The following is a 19,280-nucleotide window of genomic DNA, read 5'->3' on the forward strand; positions in this document are numbered from 1 at the left end:
CCGACGCGCAGATCCCCCTCCCGCCCGCGCTGGAGGGCGCTCTGGCGGAGGCCGAGGAGCTCGGCCGTACGGCGGTCGTCGTGGCCTGGGACGGGGAGGCCCGGGGTGTGTTCGGGGTGGCGGACGCGGTCAAGGACAGCAGTGCGGCGGCCGTGAGCGAGCTGCGCGCCCTGGGACTGAAGCCCGTGCTGCTGACCGGCGACAACCGGGCGGTGGCGGAGGCCGTGGCACGCGAGGTGGGCATCGACGAGGTCCACGCGGAGGTGCTCCCCGAGGACAAGGTGAACGTCGTGAGGCGTCTTCAGGCCGAGGGCCGGGTCGTCGCCATGGTCGGCGACGGGGTCAACGACGCGGCCGCCCTCGCCACGGCGGACCTGGGGCTGGCGATGGGCACCGGGACGGATGCGGCGATCGAGGCGAGCGACCTCACGCTGGTTCGTGGAGATCTCAAGGTGACGGCTGACGCAATCCGCCTCTCCAGGCGTACGCTGGCCACCATCAGGGGCAACCTCTTCTGGGCCTTCGGGTACAACGTCGCGGCCTTGCCCCTGGCTGCAAGTGGCCTGCTCAACCCTATGATCGCGGGAGCCGCCATGGCGTTTTCGTCCGTGTTCGTCGTCACGAACAGCCTACGGTTGCGTGCCTTCACGTAACTTCCACAAAGAGATTTAGATCACACCGGTTTCAGGGTAACCATCCGGTGGGTTCGAGAGTCTTAGAGTGCGATTGCCAAGGATGTCTTGGGGGACGTCCGATGGAGTGTCTTGGGGGACGCTCCTGTGGCAGGCGTTGGCCGGGGCACGTGCACCGGGGAGCTTTGAGCGGCCCTCCCGTGCGTACGTACCCCGGCGGACCGCAGCACAACAGAACAACGGGAGCTCCGGCTCCCTGCAGACGCCCGGCCGGATCCCGTGGGGGGAATCCGCTCCGGGATATGGGAAACGCCCCGACCGTCGACCCGTGGGGGGATCGGCGGCGGGGTGTTTCTCGCTTTCCAGCCCGCTCAAGCCGCGCACAAGCCCGGCAGGAGCCCGCTGCTCAAGCCCGGCGCACGCGGGACCCGTACGCACCCCGCGCAAAGCCCCGTACAACGCCGAATCGCCCCGGACACCGCGCTCTGTGCGAAGCGCGGTACGCGGGGCGAAGGCAGTCGGCCGAAGAGGCCGGGCACTACAGGGGGTGATGAGGTCCGGGTCAGCGGCCCTCGACCGGGACGAAGTCGCGCAGGACCTCGCCGGTGTAGATCTGGCGCGGGCGGCCGATGCGGGAACCCGGCTCCTTGATCATCTCGTGCCACTGGGCGATCCAGCCGGGAAGCCGGCCGAGCGCGAAGAGCACGGTGAACATCTCGGTCGGGAAGCCCATGGCCCGGTAGATCAGACCGGTGTAGAAGTCCACGTTGGGGTAGAGGTTGCGCGAGACGAAGTAGTCGTCGGAGAGCGCGTGCTCCTCCAGCTTGAGCGCGATGTCGAGCAGCTCGTCGGACTTGCCGAGCGCGGACAGCACGTCGTGGGCGGCGGCCTTGATGATCTTGGCGCGCGGGTCGAAGGACTTGTACACCCGGTGGCCGAAGCCCATCAGGCGGACGCCGTCCTCCTTGTTCTTCACCTTGCGGATGAAGGAGTCGACGTCGCCGCCGTTGGCCTGGATGCCTTCCAGCATCTCCAGCACCGACTGGTTGGCGCCACCGTGCAGGGGGCCCCACAGCGCCGAGATGCCGGCGGAGATCGAGGCGAACATGTTCGCCTGCGAGGAGCCGACCAGACGCACGGTGGAGGTCGAACAGTTCTGCTCGTGGTCCGCGTGCAGGATGAGCAGCTTGTCCAGCGCCGAGACGACGACCGGGTCCAGCTCGTACTCCTGGGCGGGGACCGAGAAGGTCATGCGCAGGAAGTTCTCGACGTACCCGAGGTCGTTGCGCGGGTAGACGAAGGGGTGCCCGATCGACTTCTTGTAGGCGTACGCCGCGATCGTCGGAAGCTTCGCCAGGAGGCGGATCGTCGAGAGGTGACGCTGCTGCTCGTCGAACGGGTTGTGGCTGTCCTGGTAGAACGTGGACAGCGCGCTGACGACCGAGGACAGCATGGCCATCGGGTGGGCGTCGCGCGGGAAGCCGTCGAAGAACCGCTTGACGTCCTCGTGCAGCAGCGTGTGCTGGGTGATCTCGTTCTTGAAGGTCGCCAGCTCGTCGACCTTCGGCAGGTCGCCGTTGATCAGCGTGTACGCGACCTCGAGGAACGACGAGCGCTCGGCGAGCTGCTCGATCGGGTATCCGCGGTAGCGCAGAATGCCCTGCTCACCGTCGAGGTACGTGATGGCGGATTTATAGGCGGCGGTGTTGCCGTATCCGCTGTCCAGCGTCACCAGGCCGGTATTGGCCCGGAGCTTCCCGATGTCGAAGCCCTTGTCGCCGACGGTGCTGTCGATCACCGGGTAGGTGTACTCGTCATCGCCGTACCGCAGTACTACAGCGTTGTTGGTGTGCTCGCTCACGTCATCCCTCACCGACGTAGTGCCTCTTCTTCGAGGTGCCCTGACTGTCTTCCACCCTCCCCCATTCGGCTCAGGAGAGTGCACTCGGGGTCGTCCATTGGACTCATTGGCGGCACTGAGTGCCGCCAACTTACTCATCCTGCCCCCTTGACTGCGGTTCCGGAAGACCTCCGTGATGTTTCCCACCGATTTGATCGATCATTTTTTCCACGGCTCACGCGAAGTCTTCTCCGGAGCCGCCCCGGAGCCGGAAATCCAGTGCCGTACAGCGTCTGCCTGCGGAAACCGTGCGGACCGCCTGGCCGATCGCCTTACGGGACCCGACCAGCACCACCAGCTTCTTGGCCCGCGTCACGGCCGTGTAGAGCAGGTTGCGCTGGAGCATCATCCAGGCACTGGTGGTGACGGGGATGACGACGGCCGGATACTCGCTGCCCTGGGAACGGTGGATGGTCATGGCGTACGCGTGGGCCAGCTCGTCCAGCTCGTCGAAGTCGTACCCGATCTCCTCGTCCTCGTCGGTGTGGACGGTGAGCCTCTGTTCGTCCGGGTCGAGGCCGGTGACGACGCCGACCGTGCCGTTGAAGACGCCGTTCTCGCCCTTGTCGTAGTTGTTGCGGATCTGGGTGACCTTGTCGCCGACCCGGAAGACCCGGCCGCCGAACCGCTTCTCGGGGAGGTCGGGGCGGGCCGGGGTGATGGCCTGCTGGAGCAGCCCGTTCAGATTCCCCGCGCCCGCCGGACCCCGGTGCATCGGGGCGAGAACCTGCACGTCACGGCGGGGATCGAGGCCGAACTTGGCCGGAATGCGACGGGCCGCCACATCCACGGCGAGCTTGCCCGCGTCCTCCGTCTCGTCCTCCACGAAGAGGAAGAAGTCACTCAGCCCCTCCGTGAGCGGCGGCTGCCCGGCGTTGATCCGGTGGGCGTTGGTCACCACGCCGGACTGCTGGGCCTGGCGGAAGATCCGGGTGAGCCGGACGGCGGGGACCGGGCCGCCCTCCGCGAGCAGATCGCCCAGCACCTCTCCCGCGCCGACCGAGGGCAGCTGGTCGACGTCACCCACGAGGAGGAGGTGGGCACCGGGTGCCACCGCCTTCACGAGCTTGTTGGCGAGCAGCAGATCGAGCATCGACGCCTCGTCCACGACGACCAGATCCGCGTCCAGCGGGCGGTCCCGGTCGTAGGCCGCGTCCCCGCCGGGCTTCAGCTCCAGGAGCCGGTGCACGGTGGACGCCTCGGCCCCGGTCAGCTCCGAGAGGCGTTTGGCCGCGCGCCCGGTGGGGGCGGCGAGCACCACCTTGGCCTTCTTCGCCCGGGCCAGCTCGACGATGGACCGTACGGTGAACGACTTCCCGCAGCCGGGGCCGCCGGTCAGGACGGCCACCTTCCGGCTGAGCGCGAGCCGCACGGCCTGTTCCTGCTCGGGCGCGAGGGTGGCTCCCGTACGGGTGGCAAGCCAGGCCAGGGCCTTGTCCCAGTCCACGTCCCGGAAGGCCGGCATGCGGTCCTCGCCGGTCTTCAGCAGGCGGCGGACCTGCCCGGCGAGGGACAGCTCGGCCCGGTGGAAGGGGACGAGGTAGACGGCGGTGACCGGTTCGCCGCCCTCGGGGGACGGCACCTTCTCCCGTACGACGCCCTCCGGATCGGCGGCCAGCTCGGCCAGGCACTCGATGACCAGCCCGGTGTCGACCTGGAGCAGCTTGACGCCGTCCGCGATGAGCCGCTCCTCGGGGAGGTAGCAGTGCCCCTGGTCGGAGGACTGGGACAGGGCGTACTGGAGGCCGGCCTTGACCCGCTCGGGGCTGTCGTGCGGGATGCCGACGGCCTGGGCGATCCGGTCGGCGGTGAGGAAGCCGATGCCCCAGACGTCGGAGGCCAGCCGGTAGGGCTGGTTCTTCACGACGGAGATGGAGGCGTCCTCGTACTTCTTGTAGATGCGGACGGCGATGGAGGTGGAGACCTCGACGCTCTGGAGGAAGACCATGACCTCCTTGATCGCCTTCTGTTCCTCCCAGGCGGTCGCGATCATCTTCGTGCGTTTGGGGCCGAGGCCGGGGACCTCGACGAGGCGCTTCGGCTCCTGCTCGATGATGTCGAGGGTGTCGACGCCGAAGTGGGTGGTGATCCGGTCGGCCATCACCGGCCCGATCCCCTTGATCAGCCCGGAGCCGAGATAGCGGCGGATGCCCTGGATGGTGGCGGGCAGCACGGTGGTGTAGTTCTCCACGGTGAACTGCTTGCCGTACTGGGAGTGCGAGCCCCAACGGCCCTCCATCCGCAGTGATTCGCCGACCTGCGCGCCGAGCAGCGCGCCGACGACGGTGAGGAGGTCCCCGGCTCCGCGTCCGGTGTCGACGCGGGCGACCGTGTACCCGTTCTCCTCGTTGGCGTAGGTGATCCGCTCCAGGACACCTTCGAGGACGGCCATGTTGGACATGACCCGACGCTACCGGGTGGCACCGACAGGGCGGTTCGCGGCCCGGGGGCCGTCACGGGGTGCGGGGGCCGTCACGGGTTTCGGGGGCCGGTCCGCCGTCCCGGTACTCGTTGGCCAGCAGGGTGTCCATGGTCGAGCGCAGTCCGCCGAGGAACTCCTCGAACCGCTGGATCTCCTGCGGGGGGTAGGCGGCCATCGCCTCGGCCATCCGCTCGGAGTACGGGCCGAAGAACGCCATGGCCCGCGGCCGGATGTCGGGGCTGCTGCGCAGGGTCACCACCCGGCGGTCGGTGCTCTCGCGGGTGCGGACGATGTGTCCCGCCTGTTCGAGCCGCTTGAGGAGGATGGCGGTCGCGCCGGAGGAGAGCGAGACGCGCTCGCTGAGCCGGGCCGGTGACAGGGGTGCGCCCTGGTCCTCCGCGTAGAGGATCTCGACCAGGGCGGCGGCGTCGGTGGAGTGCAGCCCGAGCCAGGCCGCGAAACGGCGGGTGAACTCGGTGTAGTTGGCCCCGAAGGCGCGCAGGCCGTCCATCACCCGGTCGACCCGCGGCGCCTCGTGGCCGGCCGCGCCGTTCCCGTCCACGGGGCCGATCCCGTCCGCCGTGACGTCCCCGCCGGCCGCGGCGCTCCCGTCGGCTCCGTGCCCGTTCGGCATTGGCGCTGCCCCGCTCTCTTCCGGTTCCGGTTCCGTCGCGGGCCCTCCGGCCACGTCTCCCACCGCCTGCTTTGACAACCTACCCCGTCACATTTACCTTTGCGGCAAAGGTATCTTTCTTTGCGGCAAAGCAACTTTGGGGAGTCGAAGCACTGTGCCCGAACCAGCGGAAACCCCTCCCACAGCGCGTCAGTGGCTCGGCCTCGTCGCCGTGGCGCTCGGCGTGGCCCTGATCGTCGTCGATCTGACGATCGTCAACGTGATCCTCGCGCCGATCATCGAGGACCTCTCCATCGGCTCGTCGGAGGCCCAGTGGATCCAGGAGTCGTACGCGATCACGTTCGCGGCGCTCCTGCTGGTCACCGGACGCCTGAGCGACCTGTACGGCGCACGCCGGATCTTCCTGCTGGGCCTCGCCGTCTTCGGCGTGACGAGCCTGCTGGCCGCCCTGGCCCCCGGCGGCGGTCTGCTGATCCTCGCCCGGTTCGTCCAGGGCGTCGGCGGGGCGATGATGCTGCCCACCTCGCTGGCCCTCCTGAACGCCACGTTCACGGGCCGGGCGCGCGGCCAGGCGTTCGCCGTGTGGGGCTCGACCATCGGCGCGGCGGCGGCCGTGGGCCCGCTGCTGGGCGGCTGGCTCGCCGACATCTCCTGGCGGTGGGCGTTCGGCATCAACATCCCGCTGGTCGCCCTCATCGTGGTGGGGGTGCTCAGGCATCTGGACGCGTCGCCCCGCACCCGGGGCCGTATCGACGGCGTCGGCGCGGTGCTGTCGGCGGTGGGCCTGGGTCTCCTCTCCTTCGTCCTGATCGAGGGACGTACCCATGGCTGGCTGATGACGACCGAGCCGCTGGAGATCGGCTCCCTCTCCTGGTCCGGCGGGCTGTCGCCGGTGTTCGTCGCCCTGCTCCTGTCCGTCCTGGCGCTGGGAGTGTTCTGGCACAGGCAGGCCGTGCTGAGCCGGGCGGGCGACGAGCCGTTGATGGACGTGGGGCTGCTCTCCATCCGCTCGTTCCGCAACGGCAACTTCGTCACGCTGATGGTCGGCCTCGGGGAGTTCGGCATCATCGCGGTGCTGCCGCTCTGGTTGCAGTTCGCCCTCGGCTACAGCGCGTTCGAGGCGGGCCTCGCCCTCGTCGCCCTGGCCGCGGGCAGCTTCGTCGCCTCCGGGGCGAGCTTCCCGATGGCCGCGAAGGTGCCCGCGCTCGCCCAGGTCCGGATCGGCCTGGGCCTGGAGGCCGCCGGGCTGACGATGCTGGCCCTGATCGCGTCCACGGACAGCTCCTGGTGGCTCATCGCCCTCGCCCTGTTCGTGTACGGGATCGGCGTCGGCTTCGCCACGGCGCAGGTCACCAACATCGTCCTCGTCGACGTACCGGAACGGAGCGGAGGCCAGGCGTCGGGCATCCAGAGCGCGGCCCGCGAGCTCGGGTCGGCCCTCGGCATCGCCCTCCTGACCACCCTCTTCTTCAGCACCCTGGCCTCCGGCATGACCGACCGGCTCACCCGGGACGGAGTCCCGGCGGACGAAGCGGAACGGCTCGGGGGCGTGGTGACGGACAGCGCCGGATCGGTGATCGAGACCCTCGCGTCGGAGCCGCGTACGGCATCGGCGGCGGAGGCGGCCCGCGAGGCGATGGCGGTCGGCGTGCAGGTCTCCGGATACGTCTGCGCGGGGCTGCTCCTCCTGGCGCTGGCGGCGACGCTGTTCATGTCGCCGAGGAAGCCGAAGACGCCGGGGATGCCGGGGGCACAGGGGGCACAGGGCCCTTCGGATCCGAAGGCACCGTACGACCCGGCGCGGCGACCGGTGTGAACAACCCGGTCGTCGGCACCGCTCCCCCGGCCCCATGATGACCCCATGCCCCTGAACGTCACCCTGGCCCGCGTGGACGCGGACCTCGCCGCCGGCCGGATACCGGTGGCGAGGCAGCGTCTGCGCGGCCTGGTCTCCTCCTACCCGCACGAGCCGGAGCCCCGCCGCCGGCTGGCCGCCGTCCACCGCCTGTACGGCGACACCGCCGAGGCCGGACGCTGGATGTACCTGGAGGAGGACCGCGTCCCGGAGGAGACGGCGGCCTTCGAGAAGCGGTACGCCACCCACCTGCGCCGGATGACGGCCGTCGCCTGGCGCGATCCGGAGTCACCGGAGGACGTTCCCGCCTTCGCCGCCCGGCAGTTGACGGCCCTGCGCACGGCGGCGTCGGACGAGATCGGCTGCCCGCTGGACTGGGACGGCCTCCCGGCCGGGCGGCGGAAGCCCGGCCCCCGCGAGGACGGGACCACGACCGTCGGGGAGCGCGCGGCGGCCGTGGGCTGCGCGGTCGCGGTGATCGCGTTCCTGGCGATCTGGGTGAACGGGCTGATCGATCTCCTCGACTGACCCGTGGCGCCCCTGTCCCACTCCGACCCGCCACCCCCTACCGCGGTAGCACCCCCGCGTTGGCACCCGGGTATGACGACCCGCGCACGGCCGTCCCCGCACGCTGCGTCCCGTCGGTACATCGCTACGCGCGGATCGTGAGAGGGCGGAACAGGACATGAGGCTACGCAGGGGCAAGCGGCAGACGGCGGGCGAACGGCCGGACCCCGGGCCCGCCACCCCCGGTCTCGCCGTCGAGCTGCGCGGGGTGCGCCGGCTGTACGGGCGTGGCGCGGGGGCCGTACAGGCGCTCGCGGGTGTCGATCTCGCCCTGCCGCGCGGGACGTTCACCGCGATCATGGGGCCGTCCGGTTCCGGCAAGTCCACGTTCCTCCAGTGCGCCGCCGGGCTCGACCGGCCGTCGGCGGGCTCCGTGCGGCTCGGTGGCACGGAGATCACCGGGATGAGCGAGAACGAGCTGACCGAGCTGCGCCGCAGCCGCCTGGGCTTCGTCTTCCAGGCCTTCAACCTGCTGCCGTCCCTGACCGTGGAGCAGAACGTCCTGCTGCCCCTGCGCCTGGCCGGGAAGCGGCAGGACCGCCGCCGGGCGGCCGCCGTGCTCGCGCAGGTCGGGCTGGCCGACAAGGCCCGGCGCCGGCCGGCGGAACTGTCAGGCGGTCAGCAGCAGCGGGTGGCCGTGGCCCGGGCCCTGGTGACCGCCCCCGACGTGGTGTTCGCCGACGAGCCCACCGGGGCTCTGGACACGGGGACAGCCGCCGAGGTGCTGGGTCTGTTGCGGCACGCCGTCGATACGGCCGGGGCCACCGTCGTCATGGTCACGCACGACCCGGCCGCGGCCGCCTGGGCGGACCGGGTGCGCTTCCTCGCGGACGGTTCGTTCGCCGGAGGGCTCGACCGCGGTTCGGCCGAGCAGATCGCGGAGCGGATGAGGGTGCTCACCGCGCGTACCGCCGGTGCGGGTGCCATGGCGGGAGCGGGGGCGGCCGCGTGATGCGCCCCAACGGGCTCGCCCGCGCGGCCGTCCGCTTCAAGCCGGCGTCCTTCGCGGGAACCTTCGTGGCGCTGATGATGTCCGCGCTGATCGTCACGGCCTGCGGGATCCTGCTGGAGACCGGGCTGCGCGCGTCGGTGCCGCCCCAGCGGTACGCGGACGCACCGGTCGTCGCGGCGGCGGACCAGTCCGCGTACGTCGTCACGGGCAGCGGCGAGGACCGCGAGGAGGAGGCGGTCCCGCTGCCGGACACGGCGCGGGTGGACGCCGGTCTCGCGGCGAGGGCGGCCGAGGCGAGAGGCGCGGCCGCGGCCGTCGCGGACTTCACCTTCCCGGTGCGGGCGGCGAACCCGGGAGGGGGCTCCGGCTCCGGCTCCGGCTCCGGACGAGCCGACTCGGGCGTCCGTGAACTGGCCGCCACCCGGGGTGTGTTCACCGCGCACGGCTGGGGCTCGCACGTCTTCACCGGTACGGAACTGACCGCCGGCTCCGCGCCCCGTGCGGGCGAGGTCGTCCTCGACGCGGGTACGGTCCGCGCGGCGGAGGCGGCCGTCGGCGACACCGTCGCCCTGGACACCGCCGCCGGGCGGCGGGACTTCCGCGTCGCGGGCGTCGCGGAGGCAGGGCCTGCGGAGCGCGCCCGGAGCACCGGTACCGCACAGGCGCTCGCCTGGTTCTCCGACAACGAGGCCGCCACGCTGGCCGGGCATCCGGGCAGGGCGGACGCCATCGCCGTCCTGGCGGAGCCCGGCACCGATGCCGACGCCCTCGCCGCCTCCGTGAAGCAGGCCCTGGCCGGCTCCGGGGCGAACGTGCGCACCGGCGACGACCGGGGTGCGGTCGAGGACCCGGGCCTCGGCTACGCCAAGGAGACGCTCTTCGGGCTGGGCGGCTCCTTCGGCGGTATCGCGACCATCGTCGCGGTCTTCACCGCTGCCGGGACGGTGGCCCTGTCCGTCTCCCAGCGGGCCCGTGAGTTCGCGCTGCTGCGCGCCGTGGGAGCCACTCCGCGCCAGATCCGGCGCGCGGTCGCCGCCGAGGCTCTGCTGGTAGCGCCGCTCGCCGGGCTGCTCGGCACGCTGCCCGGCATCGGGCTCGCGCACTGGTGGTTCGGGCAGTTGCGGGACCGGGGCGCGATCCCGGAGGCGGTCCAGGTGCACGTCTCCGGGATCCCCCTTCTCGTCGCCGTCGCCGTCGGACTGCTCACCGCGCTCGGCGCGGGCTGGGCGGCCGGGCGCAGGCCCGCCAGGATCAAGCCGGGCCAGGCGCTGAGCGAGGCCTCCTTGGAGCGGCTGCGGCCGGGCGTGATCCGTACGGTGCTGGGGGTCGGCGCGCTGGCCGGCGGCGCGTTCCTCAATGGCGTCTCCGCCAACTCCACCGGGGACGACGCGGCGGGCTCCGCCCTCGGTGTCGTCATGTGCTTCATGCTCGCCGTCGCGCTGCTCGGCCCGCTGGTGGCCCGGCTGTGCGCGGGCCTCTTCGGTCTCCCGCTGCGCGGGGCGGGCCCGGCCGGCGAGCTGGCCGCCGCCAACTCCCGTACCAACGCCAAGCGGTTGGCCTCCGCGATCACCCCCATCGTGCTCGCCATGGCCTTCGCCTCGACGCTCGTCTTCCTGCACACGAGCGAGAGCCACATCGCGGACGGGCAACTGCGCGCGGGCATCACCGCGGACCATGTGGTGACGGACCCGGCCGGGCTCCCGGTGGACGCGGCGGAGCGCGCCGCGCGAACGCCGGGCGTGGAAGCGGCCGTTGGCCTGCTGAACACGCAGGTGCTGGTGCCGGTGGGCTCCGGGGAGTTCAGCTCGCTCCAGGGCGCGGCGGCGCAGGGCGTCACCGGGACCGGTACGGAGCTGGCGAAGGTGCAGGACCTGGACGTACGCGAGGGCAGCCTCGACCGGCTAGGTGAGGGGCGCGTCGCCATCGACCGGACCCTGGCGACCTCGGCGGACGTCGGCGTCGGTGACCGGCTCCCCCTCCACCTCCCCGACGGTACGAGGACCGCCCCCGAGATCGTCGCGGTGTACGGACGCGGCCTCGGCCTGGCCACGGTGACCCTGGACCGGGCTTCCCTGGCCGGACACGTCTCGTCCGGCTTCGACAGCACGCTGCTGGTGCGGGGCGGCTCCGGGCGGTCCCTGGCCGCCCTGGGCGAGGTCACCGACGCCTCCGGCTTCGCCACGGAGCGGAGCCTCGACGCCAGGCTGGGCGCGTGGTCCAACAACACGATGGCCGGGGTCCTCGGCGGCTTCGCGGCGATCGCCGCCGTCAACACCCTGGTGATGACGGTCCTCGACCGTCGCCGCGAACTGGGCACGTTGCGTCTGGTCGGCTCCACCCGGCGCCAGGTGCTGCGGATGCTCCGCTGGGAGAGCCTGCTGGTGTCCGTGGTCGGCGTGGTCCTCGGCTCCGCGATCGCCGCGGCCACGCTCGTCCCGATGGTGCGCGGCATGACGGGCGAGGCGCCGTACGTGCCGCTGCTGCTGTACGGCTCCTTCGTCGCGGCGGCGGGTGGCCTGGCCCTGCTGGCGGTCACCCTGCCGGCCCGGGCGGCGCTGCGGCGGTGGTCGTAGGTCAGTGCCGCGGCGGTGGTCGTAAGGCGGCGGCGGTCAGCCGTTTCGCATGAGGTGGGCCGGCATTCCTGTGGAGGGCCGGCCTTCCCGCGGGGCCGGGTTTCTCAGCTCGGGTCCGTGCGCCGGCCGGCGTTGAAGCGCGCCTTCTTCTGGCGGTTGCCGCACGTGTTCATGTCGCACCACTTGCGCGTACGGCTCTGGCTGGTGTCGAAGAAGGCGGCCCGGCAGGTCGGGGAAGCGCACAGGGCCAGCTTTCCGTCCCGGCCGCCCGAGATGACGTCGACCGCGTCGGCGGCGACCACGCTGAGGGCGTCCTCCACGGAGGAGGAGGCGAGCTGCCATCGCCGCTCACCCCCGGGGGTCAGGACCGCCGCGGCCCGCCCCGCGATGCTGCGGTCGTCGATGACCTGGACCGCGGCGGCGGGAAGAGGCTCGTGCAGCGCGGCGGCTGTCGCGGCGGCGTGGATCGACTCCCTCAGCTCCCGGGCGCGGTCGAGCTGGGCAGGGGTGCAGGAGTCCACGGCGAGGCCGTACACCGCCAGCCAGTCGATGAGCCGTCGGGGAACGGGGATGCGCTCCACGGCGTCGCCGAAGCGCTCCGACAAGGTCCCGGTGAAGCTCGTCGCCAGCACGTTGCCAAGGCGGAAATCAGGAAAGGCGGCACGCATGGAACCACCTTAGCCGGTTGCGTCGCGCGCCGGGGAGCTGTTAGAACCGTCTTAGCCGGTTCACGATGAGTCGGCGTCGGTTCGGTGGCGGATCCGCACGGGTTCGCGCTGGACCGACGCCGGTCCCCACCCTGGCCAGGAGGCCCCATGCCGCACCCGAACAGCGACGTCCACGCCTACGAGACCCACGCGACCGACGCCGACCTCGACGATCTGCGGGCACGACTGGCCGGGGCGCGACTGCCGGAGGCCGAGACGGTCCGGGGCGCCGAGCCCGGCCCCCGCCGATGGGACCAGGGCGTTCCGCTCGCCGACCTCGTCGATGTCGTGGAGCACTGGCGCACCGGGTACGACTGGCGGTCGTTCGAGGAGCGCCTCAACCGCATGGGCCAGTTCCGCACGGTCATCGACGGCCTGGGCATCCACTTCCTGCACCGCCGGTCCGCCCGCCCGGACGCCACCCCGCTGCTCCTGACGCACGGCTGGCCGGGCAGCGTCGTCGAATTCCTGCACGTCATGGATGAGTTGGCGGATCCGGAGGACGCGGAAGCGCCGGCGTTCCATGTCGTGGCCCCGTCGCTGCCGGGCTTCGGGTTCAGCGACCGGCCGACCACCACCGGGTGGGGCACCGAGAGGATCGCGGCCGCGTGGGTGGAGCTGACGGTCCGGCTCGGCTACGGCACCTTCCTGGCCCATGGCGGCGACTGGGGCGGCAACATCACCACGGTTCTGGGCGGCAGGTTCCCCGATCACGTGCTCGGCGTCCACTCCACGTTCGCGGAGGCCCCGCCCGGTCTGACCACGGACGGTCTGACGGAGACCGAGCGCGGGTGGACCGAGGAGACCCACCATTTCTGGCGGCACCGCGCGGCCTACGCCAAGCAGCAGGCGACCCGGCCGCAGACCGTCGGCTACGCGCTCGTCGACTCACCGGTCGGGCTGCTCGCCTGGATCCTCGACAAGTTCGCCGAGTGGTCGGACACCGAGGACAGCCCGTTCGAAACGATCTCCCGGGACCGGCTTCTCGACAACGTCACCCTGTACTGGCTGACGCGGACGGGCGCGTCGGCGGCCCGCATCTACTACGAGAGCCACAACTCGCTGGACCCCGACCTGCGGGTCGACGTCCCGTCGGCGATCACCATGTACCCCCGCGACATCGACAAGACGCCGCGCCCGTGGGCCCAGGAGCGGTACCGGAACATCGTGCGGTGGCGGTCGCCCGAGGCCGGAGGGCATTTCCCGTCGCTGGAGATGCCCGAACTCTTCGTCACCGATCTGCGGGAGGGCCTCGCGGCGGTGCTGGCCGCCCGGCGGTGAGCGGGGTCGCCGCTCACCGAGGGTCTTCGGTCCGCGCACCTCCCCTCGCAGCCGTTTCGGGCCGGTCCAGCAGGAGCGCGTCGAGCCGTGAACCACGGCTCTCCGCGACCCGCACGATCTGCCGCAGCGACTCCCGCCACTACGGCGGTACGCTCATTCCCGCCGCCGACGGTCCGGCCCTCGTCTTCTCCGCCGACGGCTGGTCGTCCTTCGTCACCGCGCTCAAGAGCGGGCGTCTCTCCGCCTGATCGCACCCCAAGGGGAGCGGCCCCGCCGACACCACGCGGCCGGGGCCGCCGAACCGAGGTCACGCGCGGGACAGGAACGCCGCTCGCAGATCCCGGTCCCGCAACAGTCTCAGAGTCTCTTCCTCGCCGTCGAACAACAACGACGCCGCGGGATGGTCGGCCTGATGGAACATCGCCGCCAGTACGTCCGCGAGCGGGCGATTCCAGGCTGTTCTGACAGTCTTCGCCGCCTTGTCGTGCCGCCCCCGGTCCGTGGCGGTGCGCCAGATCTCCACCGACTCCTTGGCAGTCTCGTAGGCGGTTCTGCGCCCCTCGACGAGCACCCCGCGCGTGTTGAACCCGAACACGGCTATGCAGGCTTCTCCCTGGGGCGTCAGCCCCTTGTACTCGCCGATCGGCAGCACCAGGCGAAGGTGCTCCAGTGGTTCCTGGAGTGTGGGATCGAGAAGGAGCGGACTGCCGTCCCCCTCGGAACGAGGGAAGATGTTCCGCTTCTGATTGCTGTTGCAGTACGCGCAGGCCAACAGGTGGTTGAGCCACTCGAAGGTACGCAGCGGGGCAAGGCTCTTGGGCTCGAAGTGGTCGATGTCCGTGCCTTGGCTGTCACCGCAGTACATACAGCGCTGGTGGCCGGGGGCCATGTCCGCGAGGGTGTCCAGAAGCCCCTCGCGTACCCGTCGACGGACGGTGGTGTGGGCCCACAGCTCGGCGGCTGTCTCCTTGCGGTCGACTTCGCTCGCCTGCTCGATCTGTTCGGTGCAGGTCTTGAGATGAGCCGTCGTGCCGGGGGGCAGTTGGGCCCGCTCCAGTCGGATCACCCCGCCTCGCCGCCCTCTCCGTCCCTGATCTCCTCGGCGATCCGATGGAGTTGGGCGGACACCTCGTGGACGCGAGCAGCCGGGGAACTGGTGAGCAGGTCCTTGAGCTTCTTGTAACGCTCGACCGTCTCCGGTGCGGTGTCGCCTTCGTACACACGTGACTCCAGCGTCATGAACTCGGCACGTCGGCGCTCTGCCTGCTCGGAATACGGAGTGTCGAGCCCGAAGAGGTCGGAGAGCACCGCGTCGTCGCCGCTGCCGTAGACCACTCGCTCGTAAAGGTCTTCCGACACGACCTCGGGCGCGGTGTTCTCCTCCACACCGGGCAGACGGATCAGGCCGCCAGGGTCGGCCGCCTGGCAGATGTACGGGCTGTGGGTCGTCACGATGAACTGGACGTTCGGGAAGTGCTCGGTCAGCCAGGGGCCGATGCGGCGCTGCCAGGAGACGTGGAGGTGGGCATCGATCTCGTCGATGATCACGACACCGGGCACCTGGAGAGGGCTGGGGCCGTCCTCGTTGTCATCTCCGACGAAGGCGTCGTCGCCGAAGGCGTCATGGATCTGTTTGAGCAGGTCGACGACGAGCGCGGCCACTGTACGGAATCCGTCGCTCATCTCCCGCAACGGATACCGGTGGCCGTCGCGGGTGACCCACAGCCCTTCGGAGTCGACGTCCTCCACCCGGTAGCCGTCGGGGAGCAGTCCGTGGCCGAGGACCGACAACGCGGCCCGCTTGAGCGCTGCGGCCCCTTCCCGGTTCTCCAGTGCGCGCAGGTGCTGCTCGATCAGCCAGGCGACACCCTCGGCGAGCGAGGCGTCCTCGTGGAACAGGCTCGCCTGCCGGGCCACCGGACCCGATGCCAGCATCAACCGCTGGACCTCTCCCGAGCCCCCGGCCATGCGCCGGAAAGGCCCGTAGGCGGCGCAGAACCAGCCCACCGGGTTGTCCGCCCAGGGGCCGCGTTGGGCGGGAGTGGCGCTGGTGGTGTTGGGATTCTGCCGGATGCCCTCCAGGGCTGGCTGCGCACTCTTACGGCTGCTCATGCCTTCCGCCGGAGCGGTCCAGCGCAGACCCGCCCAGAAGTTGGTCTGGGTCCGTCCGGAGGAGCTGAACTTGTCGAAGCTCGCGTTCCTGACGATCTTCGCCTGGGCCGAACCGGTGGCCTGCCCCCGCGACATCCAGTTCTCGAACCCCTGGACAAGGCCACGTGCCGCGACCGGCCCGCTCAGGGCCAGGGCCAGCGCCCGGAGCAGCGTCGTCTTTCCCGAGCCGTTCCGTCCCGCGAGGACCGTCCAGCCGGCGTGCGAACCGTCCGGGCGGGTCAGGGTCAGGTCGACGACGCGCGGGCCGTGGAACGACTTGATGTTCTCGACGTACACACGGGAGACGTACATGGATCACGGTTCCGTCCGGTGCGGGAGGTGCGGGAGGTGCGGGAGGTGACTGTTCCGGTCCCGCGTCGGCAGCCAGTCGTCCATGCTGTTCCCACCCCGTTGCCGCCGCCGCGCGGATCGCTCAGGCGGTCGAGTCTACGAGACCCGATGCGGCACGGCCCGCCGCTCAGCCCATGCTCGCCGCGACCTCGCTGCGGAGCTGCGGCAGCTTGTCGTGGAGGACGCCCGGGCAGAGGGTGTCGCCGAAGTCCTTGTGTCCGTAGATGCGGCTGGGCGCGATGCCGTACTGGGCGCAGGTGTACGCGCAGAGCGTCACCAGGACCTCCCACTGGGCACGTGGCGGCTGCGCTCCGTCGTGGTACGCGCCTTCGTTGGCGATCCCGATGCCCGCTCCGTTCTGACCGGAGGTGTGCGCACCCAGGACGAAGTCCCTGCCGCCCCGCAGCGTGCCGAGGCTCTGGTGGCGGCCCTCGGTGATCCAGCCGCCCCGGCTGACGAGGAAGTGGTAGCCGGTGTCGGTCCAGCCGTTCTTGTCCATGTGCAGGTCCTGGACCCAGTGGGCGTGCTTGTGGGCCTGTGCGCGGGAGGCGTCGGCGGTGTTGGCGCTGACCGTGTGGTGCACGACGATCATGGTCGGCCGCTTTCCCACCAGCTCGACCGGGCTCCGTGGCGGACGGGCGGTCCACCGGGACGTGCCGTCGATGTCCGGTTCGACGGCGTCGAGGGCGTGGGCCGTGCCGGGTAGGGCGACCGCCGCCAGGCCGCCGGCACCGGCGAGGAGGACGTGGCGGCGGGACGGCTGCGGAAGGTTCACGGCGGACTCCTGATCTGTGGTCGTTCCGGCGGCCGGGCCGGCCCGGCCGCCGTGGGCGCGAGGAGGTTACGCCGTGTTGTTGGCGAGGGCCTGGAGCCGGGCCAGGGAGCCGTTGAACTTGTTGCGGTCCACGTCGCCGGAGACCCCGGCGACCCGGCCGGTGGCCGTGTACTGCCAGATCGTCCAGGTGGGGAAGCCGGCGGGGATGTTCGGGCTGCTGGTTCCCCAATGGGCGACCCAGAGGGGCGACTTGGCCGCCATGCCGGACCAGCTGCCGGTGCAGGTGTTCCACCAACTGGCCGTCGTGTAGATGACGACGTCACGGGTGGTGCGCGCCTTGTAGGTGTTGTAGAAGTCGTTGATCCATGTGCGCATCTGGGTCGTGGAGAGGCCGTAGCACATGGCGCCGTACGGGTTGTGCTCGATGTCCAGCACCCCGGGGAGGGTCTTGCCGTCCCCGGACCATCCTCCGCCGTTGCCCGCGAAGTAGCCCGCCTGTGTGGCCCCGTTGGAGACGTCGGGGCGGGCGAAGTGGTAGGCGCCCCGGATCAGGCCGGCGTTGTAGGAGCCGGTGTAGTTCGCGCTGAAGCGGCTGTCCTTGAAGGACGTGCCCTCGGTGGCCTTCATGTAGGCGAAGTCGATGCCCGCGGCCTTCACCGAGCCCCAGTTGATCGCCCCCTGCCAGTGGGAGACGTCGACGCCCTGGACGCCGCTGGTGTCCATCGGCGTCACACCGCCCGCCGCCGAGGACGCCGGGCCCTGCTCGATACGGGTCCCCGCCCCCATCCACGCCTGTCCGGACCGGACCGGCTCATCGGGTGCGGGGGGCGCGGCGGCGGCCGTGCCGGTGGCGGTCAGGATCAGCGTCGCGGCACTGGTGAGGGCGCCGGCTGCGAGCAGGGCCCTCCGGGATCTCTTGAGTCGGCGGGACGGAGAACGGTACGTGGGCACAGCTACCTCCGGGCACGTTGACGGGAAGAGAGCCAGGGCATCCGATTACCGGACGCCATGAACATGTCATGAGTAACGCACGGGCGGCGGGGGGCGTAAAGGGGTCATTCGGTCTAGACCTGTGCCGCCACGCCCCACCTGCGAAAACACGCCGGAGCGCCGAGAATTTTCACTCCTGAAGGCCCCCGGCGCCCGGTCCCGGCCCATGGGCGCGTCAAGACGCGCAAGGGCGACAGCTGTCGCGGGAGACTCCTTGCATCCAGTATTCAAATTTGACTACGCTGCTCGCATGACCGAGACGACCATCCCGATGCTGCCCTGCCGTACCTCGCTGATCGAGACCACCGTCGACTTCTACACCGCCCTGGGCTTCGAGACGACGTACCTCCAGAAGAGTCCGTACGCGTACGCCGTCGTCGAGCGCGGATCGGTCGAGCTCCAGCTGTACGGCATGAAGGAGTACGAACCGGCGTCCTCCCATTCCGGGTGCTACGTCCTCACCGATGACGTGGACGGCCTGCACGCGGCGTTCCGGGCGGGCCTCAAGGCGGCCTACGGGCGTGTCCCGGCGCGGGGGCTGCCGCGCATCGGTCCGCTGAAGGACATGTCGTACGGGGTGCGGCAGTTCCTGGTGACCGACCCGACCGGGAACACGGTCCGGATCGGCCAGCCGATCAGCGAGGACCAGAACCACCGGCCCGCGCCGAAGGAGACCTTCGCCCGTGCCCTGCACGTGGCGGACCTCTTCGCGGACTCCAAGCAGGATCTGCCGGGCGCGGCGAAGATCATCGACCGGGCGCTGGGGCTGACGGACGAGCACCCGACGCCGGTGCAGAGGCTGCGGCTCCTCGTCCTGCGCGGGGACATCGCGCAGCGGATGGGGGACGCGGAGCGGGCGGCGGGGCTGCTGGAGGAAGCCGTTGCCGTCCGACTCGACGCCGAGGAGCGGCAGGTGGCCTCCGACGCCCTGTCCAGGCTCGCGGACCTGCGGAGCTGATGGACGGCGTCCGCCCGGGTGGGACCGTCAGGCGCACGGCGTCAGGCGCACGGCGTCAAGCGGAGGGGTCAAGCGGACGGCGTCAGCTTCTGCGCCGTACTGCAGTGGCTGGTCCGCGCGTGCCTCCACAACTGCGCGACCGTCAGGGCGAACAGGGCCGAGAACGCGACCAGGAGCACCGCAACGATCACCGCCTGCCGTCCGCCTGGGCCCTGCTCCGCCTGGAGAACCAGCCCCAGCAGGGAGAGCACCGCCCCGCCGAGGTACACGGAACGGATGCGCCGAAGCTGCCGCACAGCGCGAGGGGCGAGGGCTACACGCTTCATGAGGGCCATGCCCGTCGATTACCCCGAGGCCGCCCGCTCAGTCGCGGTCACGCCGCTCATGCCGGTGGATCTTCGCCCGTCGGCCCGCCGGCCCGTCGGCCGACGGGGTCAGCGCCGGCACGGCAGAGTGGCCCCGGACAGCGGAATGGGGCCCGGCCTTGCGGCCGGACCCCCCCGTTTTCCCCTCCCGTCGGGCCTTCCCGTTC

17 protein-coding genes are annotated in these 19,280 nt (G+C 71.1%); 8 read left to right on the forward strand and 9 right to left on the reverse strand.

Annotation, left to right across the window (positions count from 1 at the left end; genetic code table 11):
- Window positions 1-653: HAD-IC family P-type ATPase (locus tag HET64_RS22490; protein WP_215108299.1), on the forward strand; the 653-nt coding region annotated here is incomplete at its 5' end.
- 541 nt (window positions 654-1,194) lie between these two features.
- Here the strand turns inward: HET64_RS22490 and HET64_RS22495 are convergent.
- From HET64_RS22495 to HET64_RS22505, 3 genes are all read right to left on the reverse strand, one after another.
- Window positions 1,195-2,493 carry a citrate synthase gene (locus HET64_RS22495; protein ID WP_003969077.1) on the reverse strand — a complete coding sequence of 433 codons (1,299 nt, stop codon included), beginning with the start codon at window positions 2,491-2,493 and terminating at the stop codon, window positions 1,195-1,197.
- 214 nt (window positions 2,494-2,707) lie between these two features.
- Window positions 2,708-4,933 carry an ATP-dependent RecD-like DNA helicase gene (locus tag HET64_RS22500; RefSeq protein WP_215108301.1) on the reverse strand — a complete coding sequence of 742 codons (2,226 nt, stop codon included), beginning with the start codon at window positions 4,931-4,933 and terminating at the stop codon, window positions 2,708-2,710.
- A 52-nt stretch (window positions 4,934-4,985) separates the two neighbouring features.
- The gene (locus tag HET64_RS22505; RefSeq protein WP_215108303.1) at window positions 4,986-5,588 is read right to left on the reverse strand and encodes a MarR family winged helix-turn-helix transcriptional regulator; all 603 of its coding nucleotides are present in this window, start codon (window positions 5,586-5,588) and stop codon (window positions 4,986-4,988) included.
- Between the two features lie 154 nt (window positions 5,589-5,742).
- On the opposite strand from HET64_RS22505, the gene HET64_RS22510 reads away from it, so the two are divergent.
- From HET64_RS22510 to HET64_RS22525, 4 genes are all read left to right on the forward strand, one after another.
- Window positions 5,743-7,404 carry an MFS transporter gene (locus tag HET64_RS22510; protein ID WP_215108305.1) on the forward strand — a complete coding sequence of 554 codons (1,662 nt, stop codon included), beginning with the start codon at window positions 5,743-5,745 and terminating at the stop codon, window positions 7,402-7,404.
- Window positions 7,405-7,449: 45 nt separating this feature from the next.
- Entirely contained in the window at window positions 7,450-7,971 is a 522-nt protein-coding gene (locus HET64_RS22515) for a DUF6584 family protein (protein ID WP_215108307.1), read from the forward strand.
- 157 nt (window positions 7,972-8,128) lie between these two features.
- A complete protein-coding gene (locus tag HET64_RS22520; RefSeq protein WP_215108309.1) occupies window positions 8,129-8,962 on the forward strand; it encodes an ABC transporter ATP-binding protein in 834 nt (277 codons plus the stop codon).
- Window positions 8,962-11,535, forward strand: a complete 2,574-nt coding sequence (locus HET64_RS22525; RefSeq protein ID WP_215108323.1) for an FtsX-like permease family protein — start codon at window positions 8,962-8,964, stop codon at window positions 11,533-11,535. The genes HET64_RS22520 and HET64_RS22525 overlap by 1 nt, the downstream gene beginning before the upstream one ends.
- Before the next feature lie 104 nt (window positions 11,536-11,639).
- Here the strand turns inward: HET64_RS22525 and HET64_RS22530 are convergent, their stop codons facing one another.
- A complete protein-coding gene (locus HET64_RS22530; RefSeq protein WP_215108311.1) occupies window positions 11,640-12,203 on the reverse strand; it encodes an ABATE domain-containing protein in 564 nt (187 codons plus the stop codon).
- 147 nt (window positions 12,204-12,350) lie between these two features.
- Between HET64_RS22530 and HET64_RS22535 the strand changes: the two genes are divergently transcribed.
- Entirely contained in the window at window positions 12,351-13,523 is a 1,173-nt protein-coding gene (locus HET64_RS22535) for an epoxide hydrolase family protein (RefSeq protein WP_215108313.1), read from the forward strand.
- Window positions 13,520-13,771, forward strand: coding sequence for a DUF397 domain-containing protein (locus tag HET64_RS39205; RefSeq protein ID WP_251145700.1), 252 nt, complete (start codon window positions 13,520-13,522; stop codon window positions 13,769-13,771). The genes HET64_RS22535 and HET64_RS39205 overlap by 4 nt, the downstream gene beginning before the upstream one ends.
- A gap of 59 nt (window positions 13,772-13,830) precedes the next feature.
- Here HET64_RS39205 and HET64_RS22545 read toward each other — a convergent pair whose 3' ends face one another.
- The 4 genes from HET64_RS22545 to HET64_RS22560 all read right to left on the reverse strand — a co-directional run bounded on the left by HET64_RS22545 (window position 13,831) and on the right by HET64_RS22560 (window position 17,751).
- The gene (locus HET64_RS22545; RefSeq protein ID WP_251145701.1) at window positions 13,831-14,589 is read right to left on the reverse strand and encodes an HNH endonuclease; all 759 of its coding nucleotides are present in this window, start codon (window positions 14,587-14,589) and stop codon (window positions 13,831-13,833) included.
- Window positions 14,586-15,986 (reverse strand): AAA family ATPase, encoded by a 1,401-nt coding sequence (locus tag HET64_RS22550; RefSeq protein ID WP_215108315.1) that lies wholly within the window; start codon window positions 15,984-15,986, stop codon window positions 14,586-14,588. Before HET64_RS22550 ends, HET64_RS22545 begins: the two co-directional genes overlap by 4 nt.
- Before the next feature lie 166 nt (window positions 15,987-16,152).
- Window positions 16,153-16,800, reverse strand: a complete 648-nt coding sequence (locus HET64_RS22555) for a peptidoglycan recognition family protein (protein ID WP_215108317.1) — start codon at window positions 16,798-16,800, stop codon at window positions 16,153-16,155.
- A gap of 66 nt (window positions 16,801-16,866) precedes the next feature.
- On the reverse strand, window positions 16,867-17,751 hold the full coding sequence (locus tag HET64_RS22560; protein ID WP_215108319.1) for a GH25 family lysozyme: 885 nt from the start codon (window positions 17,749-17,751) through the stop codon (window positions 16,867-16,869).
- Between the two features lie 289 nt (window positions 17,752-18,040).
- Here HET64_RS22560 and HET64_RS22565 point away from each other — a divergent pair, with 289 nt between their 5' ends.
- The gene (locus HET64_RS22565) at window positions 18,041-18,748 is read left to right on the forward strand and encodes a VOC family protein (RefSeq protein ID WP_215108320.1); all 708 of its coding nucleotides are present in this window, start codon (window positions 18,041-18,043) and stop codon (window positions 18,746-18,748) included.
- A gap of 68 nt (window positions 18,749-18,816) precedes the next feature.
- Here the strand turns inward: HET64_RS22565 and HET64_RS22570 are convergent, their stop codons facing one another.
- Window positions 18,817-19,083: a hypothetical protein gene (locus HET64_RS22570; protein WP_215108321.1), complete on the reverse strand. Its 267-nt coding sequence runs from the start codon at window positions 19,081-19,083 to the stop codon at window positions 18,817-18,819.
- Window positions 19,084-19,280: the final 197 nt, after the last annotated feature.

The organism is Streptomyces sp. McG3 (assembly GCF_018619185.1).
GTDB lineage: Bacteria > Actinomycetota > Actinomycetes > Streptomycetales > Streptomycetaceae > Streptomyces.

Bases quoted from the DNA above. Each gene is read 5' to 3' on its own strand.
- HET64_RS22500 (WP_215108301.1), bottom strand. From the start codon at position 4,933: ATGTCCAACATGGCCGTCCTCGAAGGTGTCCTGGAGCGGATCACCTAC.
- HET64_RS22505 (WP_215108303.1), bottom strand. From the start codon at position 5,588: ATGCCGAACGGGCACGGAGCCGACGGGAGCGCCGCGGCCGGCGGGGAC.
- HET64_RS22515 (WP_215108307.1), top strand. From the start codon at position 7,450: ATGCCCCTGAACGTCACCCTGGCCCGCGTGGACGCGGACCTCGCCGCC.
- HET64_RS22520 (WP_215108309.1), top strand. From the start codon at position 8,129: ATGAGGCTACGCAGGGGCAAGCGGCAGACGGCGGGCGAACGGCCGGAC.
- HET64_RS22525 (WP_215108323.1), top strand. From the start codon at position 8,962: ATGCGCCCCAACGGGCTCGCCCGCGCGGCCGTCCGCTTCAAGCCGGCG.
- HET64_RS22530 (WP_215108311.1), bottom strand. From the start codon at position 12,203: ATGCGTGCCGCCTTTCCTGATTTCCGCCTTGGCAACGTGCTGGCGACG.
- HET64_RS22535 (WP_215108313.1), top strand. From the start codon at position 12,351: ATGCCGCACCCGAACAGCGACGTCCACGCCTACGAGACCCACGCGACC.
- HET64_RS22550 (WP_215108315.1), bottom strand. From the start codon at position 15,986: ATGTACGTCTCCCGTGTGTACGTCGAGAACATCAAGTCGTTCCACGGC.
- HET64_RS22565 (WP_215108320.1), top strand. From the start codon at position 18,041: ATGACCGAGACGACCATCCCGATGCTGCCCTGCCGTACCTCGCTGATC.
- HET64_RS22570 (WP_215108321.1), bottom strand. From the start codon at position 19,083: ATGGCCCTCATGAAGCGTGTAGCCCTCGCCCCTCGCGCTGTGCGGCAG.